This window comes from Hyphomicrobiales bacterium, assembly GCA_017642935.1.
Classification (GTDB): domain Bacteria; phylum Pseudomonadota; class Alphaproteobacteria; order Rhizobiales; family MH13; genus MH13.
Window position 1 is genome coordinate 309,041 of record JAEPOK010000001.1, and the last position, 17,725, is coordinate 326,765.

At 60.4% G+C, this 17,725-nt stretch carries 16 protein-coding genes and 1 tRNA gene; 8 read left to right on the plus strand and 9 right to left on the minus strand.

Annotated features, from left to right (window positions below; genetic code table 11):
- Window positions 1–66: 66 nt before the first annotated feature.
- Both JJ917_01475 and JJ917_01480 read right to left on the minus strand, forming a co-directional pair.
- Window positions 67–1,833, minus strand: a complete 1,767-nt coding sequence (locus tag JJ917_01475) for a hypothetical protein (GenBank protein ID MBO6697480.1) — start codon at window positions 1,831–1,833, stop codon at window positions 67–69.
- A 137-nt stretch (window positions 1,834–1,970) separates the two neighbouring features.
- A complete protein-coding gene (locus JJ917_01480; protein ID MBO6697481.1) occupies window positions 1,971–2,741 on the minus strand; it encodes an SIMPL domain-containing protein in 771 nt (256 codons plus the stop codon).
- A 181-nt stretch (window positions 2,742–2,922) separates the two neighbouring features.
- Here JJ917_01480 and JJ917_01485 point away from each other — a divergent pair.
- Window positions 2,923–2,999, plus strand: a tRNA-Ile gene (locus JJ917_01485).
- Between the two features lie 125 nt (window positions 3,000–3,124).
- Here JJ917_01485 and JJ917_01490 read toward each other — a convergent pair.
- From JJ917_01490 to JJ917_01500, 3 genes are all read right to left on the minus strand, one after another.
- Window positions 3,125–4,174 (minus strand): DUF21 domain-containing protein, encoded by a 1,050-nt coding sequence (locus JJ917_01490; GenBank protein MBO6697482.1) that lies wholly within the window; start codon window positions 4,172–4,174, stop codon window positions 3,125–3,127.
- A gap of 69 nt (window positions 4,175–4,243) precedes the next feature.
- Window positions 4,244–5,356 (minus strand): mandelate racemase/muconate lactonizing enzyme family protein, encoded by a 1,113-nt coding sequence (locus JJ917_01495; protein ID MBO6697483.1) that lies wholly within the window; start codon window positions 5,354–5,356, stop codon window positions 4,244–4,246.
- 106 nt (window positions 5,357–5,462) lie between these two features.
- Window positions 5,463–6,344 carry a LysR family transcriptional regulator gene (locus JJ917_01500; protein MBO6697484.1) on the minus strand — a complete coding sequence of 294 codons (882 nt, stop codon included), beginning with the start codon at window positions 6,342–6,344 and terminating at the stop codon, window positions 5,463–5,465.
- Between the two features lie 113 nt (window positions 6,345–6,457).
- On the opposite strand from JJ917_01500, the gene JJ917_01505 reads away from it, so the two are divergent.
- The 3 genes from JJ917_01505 to JJ917_01515 all read left to right on the plus strand — a co-directional run bounded on the left by JJ917_01505 (window position 6,458) and on the right by JJ917_01515 (window position 9,490).
- Window positions 6,458–7,441, plus strand: coding sequence for a tripartite tricarboxylate transporter substrate binding protein (locus JJ917_01505; GenBank protein ID MBO6697485.1), 984 nt, complete (start codon window positions 6,458–6,460; stop codon window positions 7,439–7,441).
- A 71-nt stretch (window positions 7,442–7,512) separates the two neighbouring features.
- On the plus strand, window positions 7,513–7,971 hold the full coding sequence (locus JJ917_01510) for a tripartite tricarboxylate transporter TctB family protein (protein ID MBO6697486.1): 459 nt from the start codon (window positions 7,513–7,515) through the stop codon (window positions 7,969–7,971).
- 34 nt (window positions 7,972–8,005) lie between these two features.
- On the plus strand, window positions 8,006–9,490 hold the full coding sequence (locus JJ917_01515; GenBank protein ID MBO6697487.1) for a tripartite tricarboxylate transporter permease: 1,485 nt from the start codon (window positions 8,006–8,008) through the stop codon (window positions 9,488–9,490).
- Between the two features lie 47 nt (window positions 9,491–9,537).
- Here JJ917_01515 and JJ917_01520 read toward each other — a convergent pair whose 3' ends face one another.
- The 3 genes from JJ917_01520 to JJ917_01530 all read right to left on the minus strand — a co-directional run bounded on the left by JJ917_01520 (window position 9,538) and on the right by JJ917_01530 (window position 14,036).
- Entirely contained in the window at window positions 9,538–12,951 is a 3,414-nt protein-coding gene (locus JJ917_01520) for an acyl-[ACP]--phospholipid O-acyltransferase (protein MBO6697488.1), read from the minus strand.
- Window positions 12,952–13,023: 72 nt separating this feature from the next.
- Entirely contained in the window at window positions 13,024–13,305 is a 282-nt protein-coding gene (locus JJ917_01525) for a hypothetical protein (protein MBO6697489.1), read from the minus strand.
- Between the two features lie 23 nt (window positions 13,306–13,328).
- Entirely contained in the window at window positions 13,329–14,036 is a 708-nt protein-coding gene (locus JJ917_01530; protein MBO6697490.1) for a PspA/IM30 family protein, read from the minus strand.
- Between the two features lie 117 nt (window positions 14,037–14,153).
- On the opposite strand from JJ917_01530, the gene JJ917_01535 reads away from it, so the two are divergent.
- Complete coding sequence (locus JJ917_01535) at window positions 14,154–14,747, plus strand: TetR/AcrR family transcriptional regulator (protein ID MBO6697491.1); 594 nt, start codon at window positions 14,154–14,156, stop codon at window positions 14,745–14,747.
- Between the two features lie 92 nt (window positions 14,748–14,839).
- Window positions 14,840–15,502 carry a phosphoribosyltransferase gene (locus JJ917_01540; GenBank protein MBO6697492.1) on the plus strand — a complete coding sequence of 221 codons (663 nt, stop codon included), beginning with the start codon at window positions 14,840–14,842 and terminating at the stop codon, window positions 15,500–15,502.
- Here the strand turns inward: JJ917_01540 and JJ917_01545 are convergent.
- Window positions 15,499–15,786 (minus strand): hypothetical protein, encoded by a 288-nt coding sequence (locus JJ917_01545; protein ID MBO6697493.1) that lies wholly within the window; start codon window positions 15,784–15,786, stop codon window positions 15,499–15,501. The two genes, JJ917_01540 and JJ917_01545, sit on opposite strands and share 4 nt — an antisense overlap.
- A 189-nt stretch (window positions 15,787–15,975) precedes the next feature.
- Here JJ917_01545 and JJ917_01550 point away from each other — a divergent pair, with 189 nt between their 5' ends.
- Window positions 15,976–17,208 (plus strand): hypothetical protein, encoded by a 1,233-nt coding sequence (locus tag JJ917_01550; protein ID MBO6697494.1) that lies wholly within the window; start codon window positions 15,976–15,978, stop codon window positions 17,206–17,208.
- Complete coding sequence (locus JJ917_01555) at window positions 17,205–17,654, plus strand: L,D-transpeptidase (GenBank protein MBO6697495.1); 450 nt, start codon at window positions 17,205–17,207, stop codon at window positions 17,652–17,654. The genes JJ917_01550 and JJ917_01555 overlap by 4 nt, the downstream gene beginning before the upstream one ends.
- Window positions 17,655–17,725: the final 71 nt, after the last annotated feature.

A 17,725-nucleotide genomic window follows, 5' to 3' on the forward strand; every position in this document is an offset into this window, starting at 1 on the left:
CCTATGGAAACGCAAAAAAGCCCGCCTGGATCCGATCCAGGCGGGCTTTGTCTTTGCAGCTTCCAATTAGCGGGTGAGGCGCAGCTCTCCAACCGAGTCGGCGATTTCGTTAAAGGCGCCAATCAGGTCAGAAGCGGAATTTACATGGTAGGCCATGTCAGTTTCCGTCGCGCAGGTGTCCCACATCGACCGTGAGGCGGAATCCAGGCCAAACGTCACCGTATAAATGATGATCCCTGTCGCCTTGGCATTGGCACAGGCCGCCAAGGTGCGCTCATCGATATAGGTTCTCGCGCCATTGACGGATTGCGAGGGGAAACGACCTGTCGCCAGGTGACCATAAGCCGAATAATGCGAGCGAAGCGCATTGTTGCTGGAACTCACCAGCTCGTTGCGGCCATCGGTCATCACGACCATGACTTTGGTGACCTCGTCATACGGAGCGCCCTCCGTGAAAGGCTGTTCGGGCGACAGCGTGCGCCAGCCCCAGACCACGCCCTGCGCTGTCACCGTGCCACCGCCGAGCCAATAGGTCATGTCGTCGATGCGGTCTTCCAGCATGGTGAAATTGTCGGTCAGCGGGACGATCGGATCGCCGCAGTTCTGCGCCGGTCCGCGTGTGCTGTTGGGGATTTCATCGACGCTGTGACCGGACGAGCTGGCATATTTGAACACGCTGTAGTGCTCACCGTTCTGATGAAAATCGGCTCCCGGGGGTTCGCGGTCGGGCAGCCAATTGTTCGTTGCGCGCCATGTGGCGTCGTCAATCCAAAATCCAGGGACCCAAAGCGTGTCCGGGTTACTCGGATCAGGCGGCGTATCGGTGACATCAAACGGTTCAGGGCGCGCTTCCACGCAACCTTTCCACGCCACGTCGTCCATTTGCTCATAAAGCTGCCAGTGGCTGATCTGCGTCGGGTTATAGATACAGCCACCTTGAACCACATATTCATACGGCGTGACGGTCTGTGCGTTGGCTGCCTTGACCCCAACCAGTTCACGCAGAATGTCGCCATAGGTGTCCAGGAAGTTCAAGCGTGCAAAGCCTGGCACCGACGGCGTATCCAAACTGGCGAAATCAAGGTCAGAGTTAGCCGGCGTGTCAGCGCTGCTGATCCGTGGAACGCAGCTACCGCCCGACTGGCGCGCAATGACTTGGCCTTCGATCAGTTGGGCGTGGTGCTCGGACAGCCCGTCTTTATCGAGATATTGTTCCATCGTCGTCGTGTTGCCGATGTTCACCTGTGCCGTATAGGGCACCAGAGAAATCATGACATTGTCTGACTGACCTTCTTCGGTGACGACGTCGACAAAGTCTGACGCCGCTTCACGAAGGCTTGAGATGCGCCCCGAGGATCGCATCGACCCAGTGTTGTCGAGGACCAAAGCCACTTCCAGCGACCGGAAATCCACACTCACGGCGGCGTCCGCACCAACTTCAATGCTGTTGATCCCCATGATCTCAAGGATCGTGGTGTCCACCTTCATGGTGGCGCTGATTTCCATCAGCGTTTCTTCGTCCGGGTCACGGTTGATCAGGAGCGTTAAAGCATCGGCGCCGTGAGCGCCGCTGACCATGGCCTCAATCTGCGTTCGGATGACCGTTTCAAGCTGGGTGTCGCTCAACTGCCGCTCGTGCGCGGCGGTCAGGATGGCGCCGTCGAGCGCATCTTGCAGCTGGCTTTGGACGTTTGCCGCGCGGCTATAATCCAGACTTGCACCCACCATTCCAACGATCGGAATGGCCGCAATGCCGAAAATAACGGCTACCACGCCGCGCTGGTCGCAGACATAGTTTTTGAGATGGTCGGTCCATGTTTGCAGAATGGACATGGTTTGACTCCGTGATCAGATCAAACCGCATCCTACGCGTGGCCAGTAAACAGACCGGCCACACCATCCGTGCAATTTTGCCTATGTGATTAAGGGTTCACTAACGCCGTTGAACCGGAATCACGCTCGATCGGGCGTCAGTTTGCGCCGTTGTCGATCGCCCAGGTGATCGTGACCTGGGCACTTAGCTCTTGCTCGCCGGTGGCAACGGGAACGGCATCAGCGGATTCCATCGCCATGGCCATGCGCGCCATGGGCGGCTGCGGCGGTTGTTGACGGGCGTTGTTTTGGCTGATCGAGATCACCCGTCCGAGCGATACCCCGGCAGTTTCGGTGAGCATTTGCGCCTGTTCCATAGCATCGGCGACAGCGGCTTGGCGGGCCTGCGCGAACAGCGCCTCCGGTTCGTCAACAGCAAAGCTGAGGCCGCCCATCTGATTGACACCGGCGGTGATCAACGCGTCGAGCACTTCGCCGATGATTGTCAGATCGCGCACGCGCACACGCAATTGGTTGGAAACGCTGTACCCGTCAATGCGCGGGGGACGACGCTCGCCATTGGAGCTGTCGAAATAGGTGTAACGCGGCTCAACGGTGAGCCGGCTGGTTTGCATGTCGCGCTCTTCAACGCCCATTGCCTGCAGAGCGGCAAAGGTGTCGGCCATGATTTTGGTGTTGGCGTCCAGTGCCGCGCGCGCAGTTTGTGCTTCCGTGACAGCGCCTGCGCTGACAATCGCGATATCGGGTTCGGCGTTGAGCGAGCCGTGACCGGTGATTGTGATCGTCGCCTCAGCAAGCGGTTCATGGGTCATTTCCTGGGCGACGGCGGTTTTTGCAACGGCACCGAGCGTCAGGACGAAGGCGATGAACGAAAAGGCGAGGAGAAGGCGCGAAGAGGCAAACGACATTCGAGGGGCAACCATGTCTGTTGGCGGTAGGGGCGAGGGGTGCTTAGGGCGCCCCGATTGCGGCGCCATTGTGACATGATGGGTGACGTGCTGGATGGCCCGCATCGCCTCATGGACTGCCAAGTTCGCATTGACCTTTGGGCTTGGCACGGTATGCAGGGCGCACGGCTAAGATGCTGCAGGGCCTGTAGCTCAATTGGTTAGAGCCGGCGGCTCATAACCGCTTGGTTGGGGGTTCGAGTCCCTCCGGGCCCACCATTTTTTGCTAAACGCTTTCAGCCTCGCCGACAGCCTGAATGGGCGTGTCTTCACAGTCGAGTAATGGCCGAAAGCCAGCCGCTGCCGCAGGTAAAAACTAGTGCGGCCGCGTTGCGCGTTTAGTCTCAGTCAGCGGCGGCCTTGTCTCGCACCTCGCGTTGCTGCCTTGCGCGCGCTCGTGCCACCTTTCGAAGGTCTGCAGCCTGGTCGTGTTCGTCGACGATCTCTGTACCCAGCAGCGTCTCAAGCACATCTTCCATCGTGACGAGCCCTGCCGTGCCCCCATAGTCATCTTGCACCAACGCAATGTGGGCATCGCGCTCCATAAGGATGTCAAAGAGCGAATCCAAGTCCGTCGCTTCGGTAATGCGTGGCATATCGCGGACGAACTCCTGTGCCTGACGCTCCGCACCGCCGCGCACGGCGGCCAGCAACAGCTCGCGTGCCAAGACGAAGCCCCGAACGTCATCGACGGACTCGCCCGTGACCAACAGACGTGAATGAGTAAAGCTTTCGCGTCCCTCCAGTATCGACGCAACCGTCGCCTCAGCCGCCACATGTTCGATGACCGTGCGCGGCGTCATAACCTCCCGCGTGGCGATCTCCGGCATGCGGAACAGGTTGGCGACAACGCGCGTTTCGTCTTCTTCGACAACGCCCAACCGTTGCCCGGCGTTGGTCAGCGCGGTGATCTCGTCGCGCGAGACTTCGGAATCGACCTTGCCGCGCGTCAGCAGGCGGGTGATCGCTTGGCTCATCCACACCAGCGGCAGTTGCGCAATAATGAGCCAGGGCAATACGCGCACCGCAAACGGTGCGAGCGGGCGCCAGTAGGTCGCGCCAAGCGTCTTCGGAATGATTTCTGACAGCACCAGGATGCCCAACGTCAAAAGCGCGGAGAATATCCCCACGCCGGCATCGTTGAAGACCACGGCAGCTTGGGCACCGGCGCCGGTTGCGCCGACGGTGTGGGCGATCGTGTTGAGCGATAGAATCGCCGCCAAGGGCCGTTCGATATCGGTCCGTAACCGCCTCAGCTTCTTGGCGAGCCCTGGGCGGTCCGCCTCGGCCGCCTCGACGAAAGAAGGCGTGATCGATAGAAGCACCGCCTCCAGGATGGAGCAAAGAAACGACACGCCGATCGCAAGCACGACAAAGAGAATGAGTAGGGTCACGTTGAGACTTCTCGATAGACTTATTGGGGTCGAAGGACCTCATATAGCCCAACGCCGCCAACCGCCAATCTAATCGAGCTGCTTTAAGGCTTTGGCCAACTCGCGGGCGTTGATGCCAAGGCCGGGGCGGTCGGGCAAGGTGAAAAGCCCGTTGGACACATTGTGAAGTCCGATCCCGGCGACCTCATTGAACCAGGTGTGCATTTGGTGGTGTTCGACCGTGTGGGTGGCAGGATGGGCTGCGCCGACATGAAGTGAAGCGAGGAAAAGCACGACAGAGCTTGATGAATGCAAGGTCAGTTTGCCGCCATGGACTTGTGCCAAGTCACCCACCGCCATGGTTTCTTCGATGCCCCCGCAGGCTGACAAATCGGGCATGAGGTAATGCACGCCGGCTTCCGCCAAGGCCTGAAAAGACGTGCGCCAGGGCAAGGTTTCGTTGCCGCATAGGGGCAGGGGGCACGCTTCTGCCAAGCGCCGGTGGCCTTGCCAATCATCAGGAAGGATCGGAGCTTCCAGCCATCCCAAGTCAAGAGCGGCTGTTTTTTCGGCAAAGGCCAAGGCCTCAGCTTCGCGCAGCGTGTAGTGCGCATCAACAAATAGCGCGATGTTCGGGCCGACGGCCTGGCGGGCGGCGACCACCCGGGCAACGTCTTCGCCAAGGGATGCCCCGCCGATCTTGAGCTTCACGCGCGTATGCCCACCGGCCACATAGCCCGCAAGCTCTTCACCAAGATCGGAGGGGGATTTGCGCGGACCGTAAAGGCCGCCAGAGGCGTAGACCGGCACCTGGTTGCTCACACCGCCAAGCAGTTGCCACAGCGGGAGGTCTTGCGCCTGCGCCCGCAAATCCCAGAGCGCCATTTCCACTGCCGACAGGGCCACGGCCGAGATGCCGTAGCGACCGCTCATCACGCAGCTGTCGCGGACTTGTCTGTTAAGGTCCTGGAGATCGTCAAGCGTGCGGCCGACAACCAACGGCACGACATCGTCTTCAATGGTTGCTTGAAGGGCGCGGCTCGACGCGTAGGATGTCCAGCCCTCGCCGACGCCCATGGCGCCATTATCCAGCGTCACGAAGCAGAACAGCATCGGTTTGTGGGTCCAGGTCCGGCGCGCATTGCGCTGTCCGCCCGCCATCGGCATGCGAACCGCCCGAACCTCCACCGATTGTACCCGCATTGACGCCTCCGCTTTGCTGCAGGCTACGGGCGTGTGCACTATTCCGGCAAATGCAAATAACCATAGAATTGTTTTGTTTTTTGCATGATATTGTACCGCCTGCGCGCTAAAGCGTTTCAAACGCCTCGCGCATGCAATCGCGAAAGACGGCGGCAGCCGGCGAAAGCGAGGCCCCGCGCGGCAGGAGCACGCCATAGTCCAAAGGGAAAGCTGGCGTGATCGGTACCGCGTCAACCGGCTCGGCAATGGAGCGGACGGTAGCTGGATCAGTCACCGCGTAGCCAAGCCCAGCTGCGGCAAACAGGCAGGCGACCAACGATGAGGAGGTGCGCAAGCCGATCTGCGGCGCAACACCTGCCGCAGCAAAGATCGCATCGGTCTGGCGTTGCATCAGTGTATCGGGTGTGAGAGCGATCATCTGATGATCTGCGAGGTCGGTTGCCGAGACATCATCGCGCCCAGCGAGCGGACCATCGGGCGCGCAAACGGCAACGGCGTTCAGGCTGTAAAGCGGTTCGGTATCAAGCAGCTCATCCTCAATCGGCAGCGGGCCAAAGCCGACATCGAACTGGCGACCGCCAAGCCAGCGTTCCATATCGCGGCGATGATGGGTCTCGACTGTAAGGCTGACTTCCGGCATCTGGCGTGAAAAGGCGGCAACGGCCTGCGGCACAACGCCGGTGGCCAGACGTGACATGACGACGACACGCAGCCGCGTATCGCCGCCCTGTTTGATGTCTTTGGCAATGCTGCCAAGCTGTTCGATGCCGGTGAGGATGCGTTCGGCTTCACGATAAAAGCGCCGCGCCTCACTGGTCGGCCGCAAGGCGCGTTTGTCACGATGGAATAGTTGAAAACCAATCTCATGTTCCAGATTTGAGACCAGGCGCGAGACGGCGGGCTGGCTCAAATTCATCGCGTTGGCCGCCGCAGACAGTGAGCCATGCCGCAAGACCAGGCAGAACGCGGTCAAGGATTTGAGATGCATTTTGTTTCCGGTTTTTGCAAGAGTCGATTTCAACTTTGCATTTGCCTTAAGAATTCACAAGCCTGACCATAAAGCCCGTAAGCGCACAGAAAGCTGGTCTGGGAGGACTCACAATGATTGGAAGACGCACACTGCTTGGGACTTTTGGTGCAGCCTTGCTTGGCACAAGCTTGGCCACGGGGCTTGGCGTTGCATCGGTGCAGGCGCAGAGCTTTCCGGAAAAACCGATCACGTTGGTCGTCGGCTTCAATGCCGGTGGCGGCACGGACACTTATGCCCGCGCGCTGGCCGGCACCATCAACGATGCGCTGGGCATGCCGATGGTGGTGGTCAACCAGCCCGGAGCGGCTGGCATGATCGCAGCTGACTTCGTCGCGGGCCAACCGGCCGATGGCTACACGCTCTATATGGCGAGCGCTGGCTCGTTCCTGGTCAAGTCGATGTATGATGGCGAGGACGCTGCTGTTCAGCCATTGGAGGATATGCGCATTCTTGGCCAGATCGGAGCCTCGATCCCCGGCCTGCTGGTGCCCATCGACAGTCCCTTTGCGGGTGCTGCCGATCTGGTTGCTGCGGCGCAGGCTGATCCTGACGCGCTGCGTTGGTCGCATCCTGGCCGCGGCTCCTTGTTCCAACTCACAGGCGTCGCGTTTCTGCAGGCCAATGGCATTGAAGTCCAAGACGTGCCCTTCCAAGGCGGTAGTCGGGCGCGCAACGCCGTGGCTGGAGCACAGGTTGATTTTGGCTTCATGGGCGTTCAGCTTCAAAACGGCTTTGAGTCCCAAATCCGCGCCCTCGGCGTGGCTGGCAGCGAGCGTGACCCTGCCAATCCGGACACGCCGACTTTTGCCGAGCAGGGTCTGCCGGATGTGCCGTTGACCAACCCGCAGATGATCATGGCACCGGGCGATCTACCCGACGATGTGGCTGCCATCTTGGCCGAGGCCATTGCGCAAACGGTGAGCGGTGAAACGTATGGTCGCTTGGTCTCGCGCGCCGGACTGTCGGTCCAAGGTGGAAGCCCTGAGGAGGCGCGCGCACGGCTTGAGGGCCTGCAGGAAACGCTCACGCCCCTTGTGGAAGCAACACGCGAATAGTCTCCCCCGCGTTGCCCTGCCGCCCGGCTCCTTCCATAAAGCCGGGCGGCCTTTTTATGGAAGTTGATGGCATGATGACGCGTCGCGACACTTGGACTGGCCTGTGTATCGCCCTTCTGGGGTTCGGCCTTTTCTGGCTGAGCCTTGATATCCGGATCACCGAAATTGGTCTTATTGGCCCGCGTTTTGTCCCTCAGGTGGTGAGCGTTTTGCTGGTTCTTGGTGGCGCGGCCTTGGTCTTTTCGGGTGGCAGCGAGGAGGGTGAAGGCGATGCTCAGCGGCCCGTCCTGGCGCTTGGCCTCATCGGCATTGGCTTGCTGCACGTGGTTCTCACGCCACGCATTGGTTATCTGGCCACAAGTGCCTTCGTCGCCGGTTTCACCCTTGCCTTGTTTGGTGTGCGCGATTGGCGCGTGCTTGGCGCAGGCATGCTCGCGCTGCCGGTGCTCCTCCATCTGGTGTTCCTGGAACTGATGAACGTTTTCATGCCGCGTGGTCGCTGGTTCGACCTGCTCAGTTTGTTCGGCTGATCCGACTTTGCTGCCAGAAGAAAGCTCCTAGCTCATGGACATTGTGAACGGCTTCGCGACCTTGTTCGCCAACCCGACGGCCTTGGCGTTTGTCTTTTTGGCAGCCTTTGTCGGCGTGGTGATCGGTGCGCTTCCAGGCCTGACGGCGGCGGCGGCGATCGCGATGCTGGTGCCCCTGACCTTCTATCTCGATCCGCTGGCGGCGCTGGCCTTTCTCTATGTCATCGGCAAATCGGGGCGTTATGGCGGATCGGTTTCGGCGATCCTGTTCAACACACCTGGTACGACCGCCTCGGTTGCAACGATGGCGGATGGGCATCCGCTGGCCAAACGCGGAGAAAGCGTACGGGCGTTGCGTATGGCCACTGTTGCTAGCGTCAGCGGCGACTTGATTGGCGATTTCATATTGATCTTGGGCGCCGCTTTTGTGGCCAGTCAGACGGCCAAATTCGGCCCGCCGGAGTATTTCGCGGTCTATATGATGGCCTTTCTGGTCATTGGATCGGTCGTTGGCACATCGGTGCTTAAGGGCTTGCTCGCCACCGTGCTCGGTATTGCTGTGGCCTTGGTTGGACTGGATCCAATCACAGGCCAAGCGCGCTGGACCTTCGGAGTTCTGCAATTGGAAAACGGTTTCACGCTTGTTCCGCTTCTCATCGGCGTCTTTGTGATTTCGGAGCTGATGGTTCAGGCCGAGGCCCGTCTCACCGGCCAGGCGGCGCGTGTGATCGAACCGGCCAGTGCCGAGGGCAGCCGCCTTGCCTGGTCGGATGTTCGCCCTCTTTGGGGTGTCATCACCCGGTCTTCGCTCTACGGCGCCGTCATTGGCATCATGCCGGGCCTTGGGTCGTCGGTGGCCGCGTTCGTCGCCTATGGCGAGGAGAAGCGCCGCGCCAAAGATGGCGATGAATGGGGCACCGGCAAATTGGCGGGTGTCGCCGCGCCGGAAGCCGCCAACAACGCTGTTTCAGGGCCATCGATGATTCCGTTGCTGACCCTTGGCGTTCCAGGCACGACGGTGGCGGCAATTCTGATGGGCGTGTTTCTCATCCACGGTATCCCCATTGGGCCGACACTTTTCGTGGCCGCCAGCGATTTGATTTATGGACTGTTTGCCGCCGGCCTCATCGGCATTCTGCTCTATGGCCTGATCGGTTGGTTCTTTGGGCCGGCGATTGGCCGACTGATCGCAAGAATCCCGGCAAGTTTCGTCTACACGGTCATCTTCATGGTGACGCTGATTGCTGCCTACACCGGTCGCCTAAGTTTTTGGGACGTGCAGGTGATGCTTGGCGCCGGAGTGCTTGGCTATGCGATGCGCAAGCTCGGCTTTCCGCCGGCAGCGTTCATCATCGCTTTCATTCTAGCCCCAGGAGCGGAAGAGGCGCTTCGGCAAAGCCTGTTGCTGTCGCGCAATGGTTGGGCGATTTTTGCCACCGAGCCGATTGCGGCAGCGTTCTTGCTGATCGGTTTGACCGTTGCACTCTGGCGCGGCTGGCGAAGCTGGCGCTCCGTGTGAGGGCTGTGGCGCACGCTGGCACGCCACAGCACCCTGTTTACGACGAGTTAGGCCGCGACCGGCTGCGTGTAGGCCCGCGCAACCTCGGCCACTTTGGCGAAGTCCACCTTGCCGGACCCGAGGACGGGGATCGTATCGACGACATGGACTTCGGCGGGTACCATCAGATCCTGCGCGCCGTTTGCCTTTGCAAAAGCGTTGAACGCTGCGCGATCAGCACCCTCGGCCTCGGTGAAGAGCAAGATGCGTTCGCCCTTGCGCGGATCGCTGACGGTTGCGGCGGCTGAAAGTTCACCCGACCAGACATCAGCTGCCAAGCCCTCAACAGCGGCCAATGACACCATCTCGCCGCCGATCTTGGCGAACCTCTTGGCGCGACCCTTGATGGTGATGAACCCTTGGCTGTCCATGCTCACAATGTCGCCCGTGTCGTGCCAGCCATCGACGAGCGGCTGCAGGACACCGGGCTGATCGGCCTTCACATACCCGGCCATCACATTGGGACCTGCGATCATCAGGCGACCGCCATCGTCTACACCTGGCACGGGCTCCAAGTAAGCCTGCATGCCCGGCATCAACCGGCCAACCGTGCCCGGCTTGTTGTGCATCGGCGTGTTGATCGCGATGACCGGCGCGGTCTCTGTCACGCCATAGCCTTCCAGCACGCGCACGCCGAACTTCTCCATGTAGAGCGCACGCGTGGAGGCCCGAACCGGCTCAGCACCTGCAAAACAGTAACGCACCGAGCGGAAGTCATACCCGTGAGCGACACGCGCATAACCGTTCAAGAAGGTGTCTGTACCAAACAGGATCGTCGCGTTGGAGCTGTAGATCAGTTCCGGGATCACCCGATAGTGCAGCGGCGAGGGGTAGAGGTAGGTCGGCACGCCGGAGATCAGCGGCAGGATGGTGCCCGCCGTCAGGCCGAAGGAATGGAACACCGGCAGCACGTTGAACACCTTGTCGGTCGGGTTAAAGTCAATGCTGGCTGCCGCTTGCGTCGCGTTGGCGAGGATATTGCGATGCGTCAGCACGACGCCTTTGGGCGCGCCTTCGGACCCTGATGTGAACAGGATGACGCCGGTGTCGTGGCTGTTGCCCGGCACGAGCGGACGCGTGCGGGTCAGCAGACCCTTCAGCTTGTCAGCCAGGCTGATCGTCTGGCGCAACTCGTCCAACCAGAGGAAGCGGACATGACCTTCCAAGTCTGCGACGACGGCTTCCAGTTTGGCCTGTGCGACAAAAGCCCGTGAGGAGAGAATGGTCTTCACCTCTGCGGCTTGGCAGGCCGACAGGATGTTGGTTGTTCCGGCCGTGAAGTTCATCATGGCTGGCACCTTGCCTGCCGACATGACGGCCAGCGTTGTCACCACAGAACCGTTGGCGGTGGGCAGCATAACGCCTAGTGTTTTCTCGCCTTCGGTCAGCACTGCCAGCTTGCGGGCGAGCACAGCGGTGCCGGTGAGCAGCTTGCCGTAGCTCATCGGGCCAGTCACTGGGTCTTCGCTGGCAAGCGTGCGCATGCCATGCTCCTTGCCGGCCGCGATGACACGATCAAGCACTGTCGAGCCTTTGTCCAAGCTGGTGGTGAACATCAGGTCGGACATTATGGCGTAGAGCTTGGATCCAGCCTCACTGCGGCGCGCACGGCCTTTCAGGTCTGGGTCAAGCGCGAGCTCTTGCGGCTCCATGATGGTGACCTTGACCTTGGGAAACCAGCTTTTACGCACTTGCGCGTCCGACAAGCGGGTGAAGTGAGTTTTCTGCAGGCCATCGATGCGGATGGGGACAATCTTTGCGCCGGTCTTGTCGGCCACCATCGCGGCCCCATCATAGACCTTCATCAGGCCACCGGTCACCGTGAGGCGACCCTCCGGGAAAATGGCCATTGGCTCTCCGGACTTCACCACGTTGATCAACGAACGCATGGCCAGCGGGTTGGTGGGGTCGAGCGGCAGAGCGGTGGCAAGCTTTAGAAACGGGCGTACCCACCAGGCCTTGGCAATGCGCGTGTCGATCGCAAAAGTCGGCGCCTTCTCCGTCAGCGTCAAGGCCAAGCCGGCATCGAGGAAACTGGTATGGTTGAGCGCCAGGATTGGAGCTTCGCCGGCCTTTTCCAGATTTTCCGCGCCTTCGACTCTCAGGCGGAACACGGCCCGATAGATGATCGAAACCAGATCGCGTAGCGGGTTGGTGGGCAGGAACTTCAGCATCAGCACGGCTGCTGCAGCATTGAGTGCAGCCAACCCGGCCAGGACCTCGACTGCGGAAAAACCTGCGGCGAGCGATCCAGCCAGTACCAGACCGCCAATTGTCATGAATCCGGCGGACAAGGCGTTGGCGCCAGCAACGGTGCGAGCGCGGCGTTCAGCCTTCGCCCATGTTTGTAGGGCACTGAAGGCCGGGACCACTAAAAGCGCGCCGGAGAAGGCAAGACCGGCCATTGATGCACTGACGCGGATCACCTCCGGCTGAGCCAGGAAGGTGGTAAGGCTGGGCGCAGCAGTCATGTCCAAGGCGCCGAGCACGAGAAACAAGTCAAGGCAGAAGAGGCCCATCAGTACCGTGCCGATGACGGCAGGCAGCAAAACCACGCGTCCGGCACAGAGCCAGGCGGCGACTGCCGAGCCAAGCCCAACAGCGACAGCAAAAACGGTGAGGAAATAGGTGACGGCCATCTCGTTGCCGACCAACACGTCTTTCACGATGATCGGCATGACTGAGAGCACTGTCGCGCCAACAAACCAGAACCAGGCGTTGAACAGGGCCGTGCGCCAAAGGCGGGGATCAGCGCGCAGCCCAGCAAGAATGCTCCAGGTGGAGGCAAAGATATTCGGGTTGATGGCCAGGTCGGGCGCACCGGCCTTTGTCGCCGGAATAGCGCGCGATGCGAGATAGCAAACTACGGCCAGGCTGATCATGACGGGGCCGAACAGCGCGACCGGCGCGCCGGTGGCAAATAGGAAGCCAGCGCCGATTGTGCCGCCAAGGATGGCCAGAAAGGTGCCCGATTCCACCCAGGCATTGGCTTTGGGCAGTTCGCTGGCTTCCAGGTGATCGGGCAAAATGCCGAACTTGATCGGGCTGAACAGCGCCGAGACAACGCCGAAGGCGAACAGCGCGGCGAACAGAACGGGCAAGGATTGAAGCGCCATGCCGGCCACTGCCAATCCCGCTGCGCCGATCTCGGCAAGTTTTAGGCGACGTGCGATATTGGACTTGTCGTTGCGGTCGGCGATTTGGCCGCCAAGCGCGGAAAGAAACAGAAAGGGTGCGATGAAAACCGCCCCTGCTAGCGTGACTAGTACGCCAGAACCGGCGGTCGGAGAGTTGGCGCCGGACACCTGGAAAAGGATCAGCAGGACCAGCGCATTTTTCAAAAAATTGTCGTTGAACGCAGACAGGAACTGCGTCCAGAAAAGCGGTGCAAACCGCCGGGATTTCATCAGTGACTGAGACATGGTTCGCTCCATCGTGTCTGCGATTGACGAGGGGACCTGCCGCTCTCGGGAGACCGGCAGGCTGGGTCGGTGTCAGAGGGTGTCGGAAGCAGAGGTATCGAGAAGCAACTTCTCGGTCTTGGCGTCCTCCAGGCGGTAGTGAAGCTTCTTGGCTTCGTCAGCATCGCGCAGCGTTTTGCTGAGCGTGAGCGCAGAGTGGACCAGCATGATCGCGGCCATGGCGTAGAAACCTTTGGCCGAGAAGCTCGCCTGAAGATTGTAGATGCCAAGGGCCATCATGGTGGCGGCGATGCCGAAGCTGGCCGCCGTGAACATCGTCCAATAGCGGGAGTGGGTGGTGGCTTGTTCGCTCATGATCTGTCTCCTTTTTTGCGCGGTTAGGCGGCGTCGTTCTGGGTGGGCGATGCCGTGCCGGCGCGGGCTTTGAGGCGCGCCAGAACGTCATCGGCTGATGTTGTTGTGGACGGGCCGCAACCAGCGCCGGCCAAGCGATCGACAATGTCGGCAGGGGAGTCGCTGACGGTCATCTGCGCGTAGGCGGCATCGGCAAGATCGACCTCCTCCTGGCGGCTTTCGATCTTGGCCAACGTCTCTTCGGCGTCGGTCAATGCGCCTTGGCCGGTGACAGAAACGCGGTTGCCAACTTTGCGCACTTGGTCACGGGCGGTGACGACGCGTTGGCCTCGATGAAGTTCGCGCAAGCGGGCTTGGGCACGGCGCACAGCAACCGTCAGCCGGGCGATTTCTTCGCCAAAGACGGCTTGCGCCTTAATTGAAGCAGTTCGTTCGTCTTCGAGAACCGCGATGGCTTCTGCCGCCTCTCGGGCCAGATCCTCCTCGCCTTTGTCGAGTGCCGCACCAGCGCGGGTTTCTAGGTCGTCGATCATTGCGGCAACTTTTGTAGCGCGCTGTTTTTCTTGCTCATTCTGAGCTTTCACCAGGGCGGCGGCCTTTTGTGCCGCACGGACCGAAGCGGCCGCTTCTCGCACCTGTTGGCCGAGGATCGCCACGCCGTGACGTTCTTCGGCCCGTTCAGTCGCGTTCGATACCAGCGCCTTAGATAGAGTGTTCAGCAGTTTCAGCATGGGGCTTCTCCAAAAAATGAACATTGTTCACCATTTGACAAAACCACAGTGCTCAGGCACCGTCAAGAAAAAAGTGAACTGAGTTCATTTTTAATTAGGCGGAGGGATTTTTAGTTCATGGCGGGCGTTCAAAAGGCCAAACGCGAAGAGGCTGCACGCAAACTATTGGAAGCCGCTGTCACCTGCGTCGAGGAACGCGGCATCGACGCCCTGCATGCACGCGAGATCGCCAAACGCTCGGGCTATTCGGTGGGATCGGTCTACAAGTATTATGAGGACTTAGACGACATCATCACGCGGGTGAACTCGGTGACGCTGGCGCGTTTGAAGGCCGTTATAGGCGTCGCCGTTGCGGAAAAAACCGATCCGCTTGAGCGTCTGAAGGCACTTGCGCACGCTTATTTTGCCTTTGCCTCGGACAATCGGGCGCTTTGGGAAGCCCTTTTTGGCCATCGTTTGCCGGAGGGGAGGTCCATCCCGCAAGAGCATCGCGATGAGAACATTGCCTTGCTGTCGATCATTGGCGAAGCATTGCTCGCCTTGAATCCTGACCTTTCGCCGGAACAACTCCAGGAACGCACGCGCACTTGTTTCGCTGCGGTCCATGGCCTGGTGACGGTCAGCGTCGAACAGCGTTTCGTCGGCCTGTCAGGTGATGCCTTTGCCAGCGAGATGGACTTTTTGGTCGAAAGGCTCGCCGTCGCCGATTGAGGATTGACTGCGCCGCCATCGAAAGCCCAGCAGGACTCATCGGAGTTGATGCGGGTCAACGGTGTTGAGTTGGTCCCCGGTAGGATCCGGCCATGACCATTCTTCCCCTTCAAAACCGTTCCGAAGCTGGGCGACGGCTCGCCGCGAGGCTCATCCATCTGAAGAGCGCACAGCCGCTCGTCTTGGGGTTGCCGCGCGGTGGTGTTCCGGTGGCGGTTGAGATTGCCGAAGCGTTGGATGCACCGCTCGAGCCGATGTTTGCCAAGAAGATCGGCGCGCCCGATCAACCGGAATTGGCCATTGGGGCTGTCGCCGATGGAGCGAACCCTGAGCTTGTTCTCAACCGACATATCACGCGCCAGCTCCGGCTCAGCTCTGACTATGTGCGTGAGCAAATGGAACAGAAGCTCAATGAGATCGCTCATCGCCGCGCGGAGTATCTCGGGCAGCGAACCTTGAGCGATCCGTCGGGTAGAACCGTGATTCTGGTCGATGACGGGATCGCCACCGGCTGCAGCGTCAAAGCCGCGCTGGCAGCCTTGCGCCATGCCAATCCGGCGCGATTGGTTTTGGCTGTGCCGGTTCTGCCGTCGGGCAGCGTGGTCGAGTTCGAAGCGCTCTGCGATGAGCTTGTCTATCTGGCTGCGCCTACGTCCTTCGGCTCAGTCGGCGCCCACTATCTGGATTTTGGTCAAGTGGACGACGCGGCGGTCATCGACATGCTCAACCGCCACGCCGTCCGTGCCAGTGCTTAGTCAATCTCGAACGTGAACTCATCTTCGAAATAGTTGCGCGCCTGCATAAGGCAGCCCGTCTCAAACGAGAACACGAACACCGTTGCAACTTCAGCAAGAACCGCCACGCGGCAGAAGGCATCGTCGCCAGCCTCGAGGGATGCAGGGCATTCTTCCATGTCGGTGTGCGGCACGGAGCCTTCAAAGACTTCATAGCTGAGCGCGCAGTCATGGCTATCGGCCATGGCGGTTCCCATCATCAGAACCAGACCGGCGCCGGCAGCAAGGGCCAATCGAATAGACATCGTTTCCTCCTCTTATTGGTTTTGGGAGGCGAGTCTTTCATCGAAGGAAAAGGTCCGACTGATATTGGTCAATGAATCGCGGGTACGAGCCTCGGCAACGCGCCGGGAGCCATGTTCCAGGCTGACTTTTGTCAACCATTCTACGGTGCCAAGCGGCATTCTCCCGCCTCCCAAAGCAGGAGACCAGCAATGATCCGCGCGATCCCGACAACCCTTATTGCCATGCTGCTTGCGGCTCTCGTTCCGCTCCAAGGCCTAGGCGCAGAGATCGTAGGCGGCGATGCTTTTGAGGCCGATGCCGATGCTTCTATCTCGGGGACGCAGGCACGCGATGCTTTCGTAGCTGGATTCTCGGCATCTTTGGACGGGACGATCGCTGGCGACGGGCATGCGGCTGGGTTTGACGTCACGATCGATGGATCGATCGGCGGTGACCTGTACGTAGCCGGGGCAAGTGTCGGCATCGGTGCCCGGATCGGCGAGGATCTGACGGCGTCTGGGTTCTCTGTCCGTTTGCTCAATGACAGCCGCGTTGAAGGCAACGCCCGTCTGATGGCCGGCTCGGTCCGGGTCGATGGCCCCATTGCCGGCAGCCTGATGGCGACCGGCGGCAGTGTCACCCTTGATGCGCCTGTTTCGGGCGATGTGAACCTCAGCGGCGGCAGCCTGAGGTTTGGCGATGATGCGCGCATTGGTGGCACGCTGGTTTATGCGGCGCCGGAGGAAATTGCCATTCCAGAGTCGGTCATTTCCGCTGACCGGGTGCGGTTTGTGGAGCTTTCGGGCTTTGATGGCTTTGAGCAAATGCGCGATGCGATGGAGGACCCGAAAGACCTGCTCTGGCCATCGCTGGTGGCGGTGATCGGTGGCTTCGTGATCACGCTCGCCTTCCTGTTGGTTGTGGCGGCCGTCTTCCTCGCCTTCCTGCCGCGGCGCGTCGAGGAGGGGCATCACGTGGCTTTGGCAAGGCCGGGCCTGGCCCTGCTGTTGGGGTTCCTGGCGATGGCCCTTCTGTTTGGTCTTGTGCCGGTTAGCGCGATGACATTGATCGGCGCGCCCTTGGTCCCAATAGTCTTGCTTTTCATTGTGGTCAGTTGGGTCGCGGCCTATTTGCTCGGCACCTACACGCTGTCCTTGCGTATGGGTGGAGCCTTTGGTGCCGACGGTCCCACCAACGCGGCGAAACTTGTGCTGCTGGCCGTTGGGTTGGTGGTGTTGGCCGTTCTCAATTTCGTGCCGTTCCTTGGTTGGATGATCAATCTGGCAGTGGTGTTGCTGGGTGCTGGCGCGATCGCTCTGATGATTGTGGGGCGCATCGACTGCCAAGGCCTTCTGCCAAAGCCTGCTGCACCATCGGCTGATGAGCAGCTCCTGCCTGGCATCGAGGATGATGGCGACGCGGCGACGGATGGGTCCAAATGATCCGACGGACAGGCATTGGGCGATGGATCGAACAGGCGCTTCTCGCGTTCTGCCTCCTGGTGATGAGTGCAGCACTGGCGTTCGCCGCTTCATTGTCGGTCACCATCGATCTTTCCGATCAGGAGATGGTGGTGCGCGAGAACGCGCGAATCGCGCACACTTGGTCCGTTTCCACGGCACGGGCGGGTTACTGCACGCCGGTTGGCACCTACCGCCCGGTCCGCCTTGAGCGCATGTGGTATTCGACGATCTACGACAATGCACCGATGCCGCATTCAATCTTCTTCCACGGCGGTTATGCCATCCACGGTACGACCGAGATCGGCAACCTCGGTCAGCCAGCCTCGCACGGCTGCGTGCGGTTGCACCCTGACCATGCGCGAACCTTGTTTGACCTGGTTCTGGAGCATGGTCGCAGCGCCACGCAGATCATCATTCGTCAATAGCGCAGCCTGTCGCTTTGCGTGCTGTTTGCCGGCGCATCGCGTTGCGCAATGTCAACGGTCCCGACGCTTTG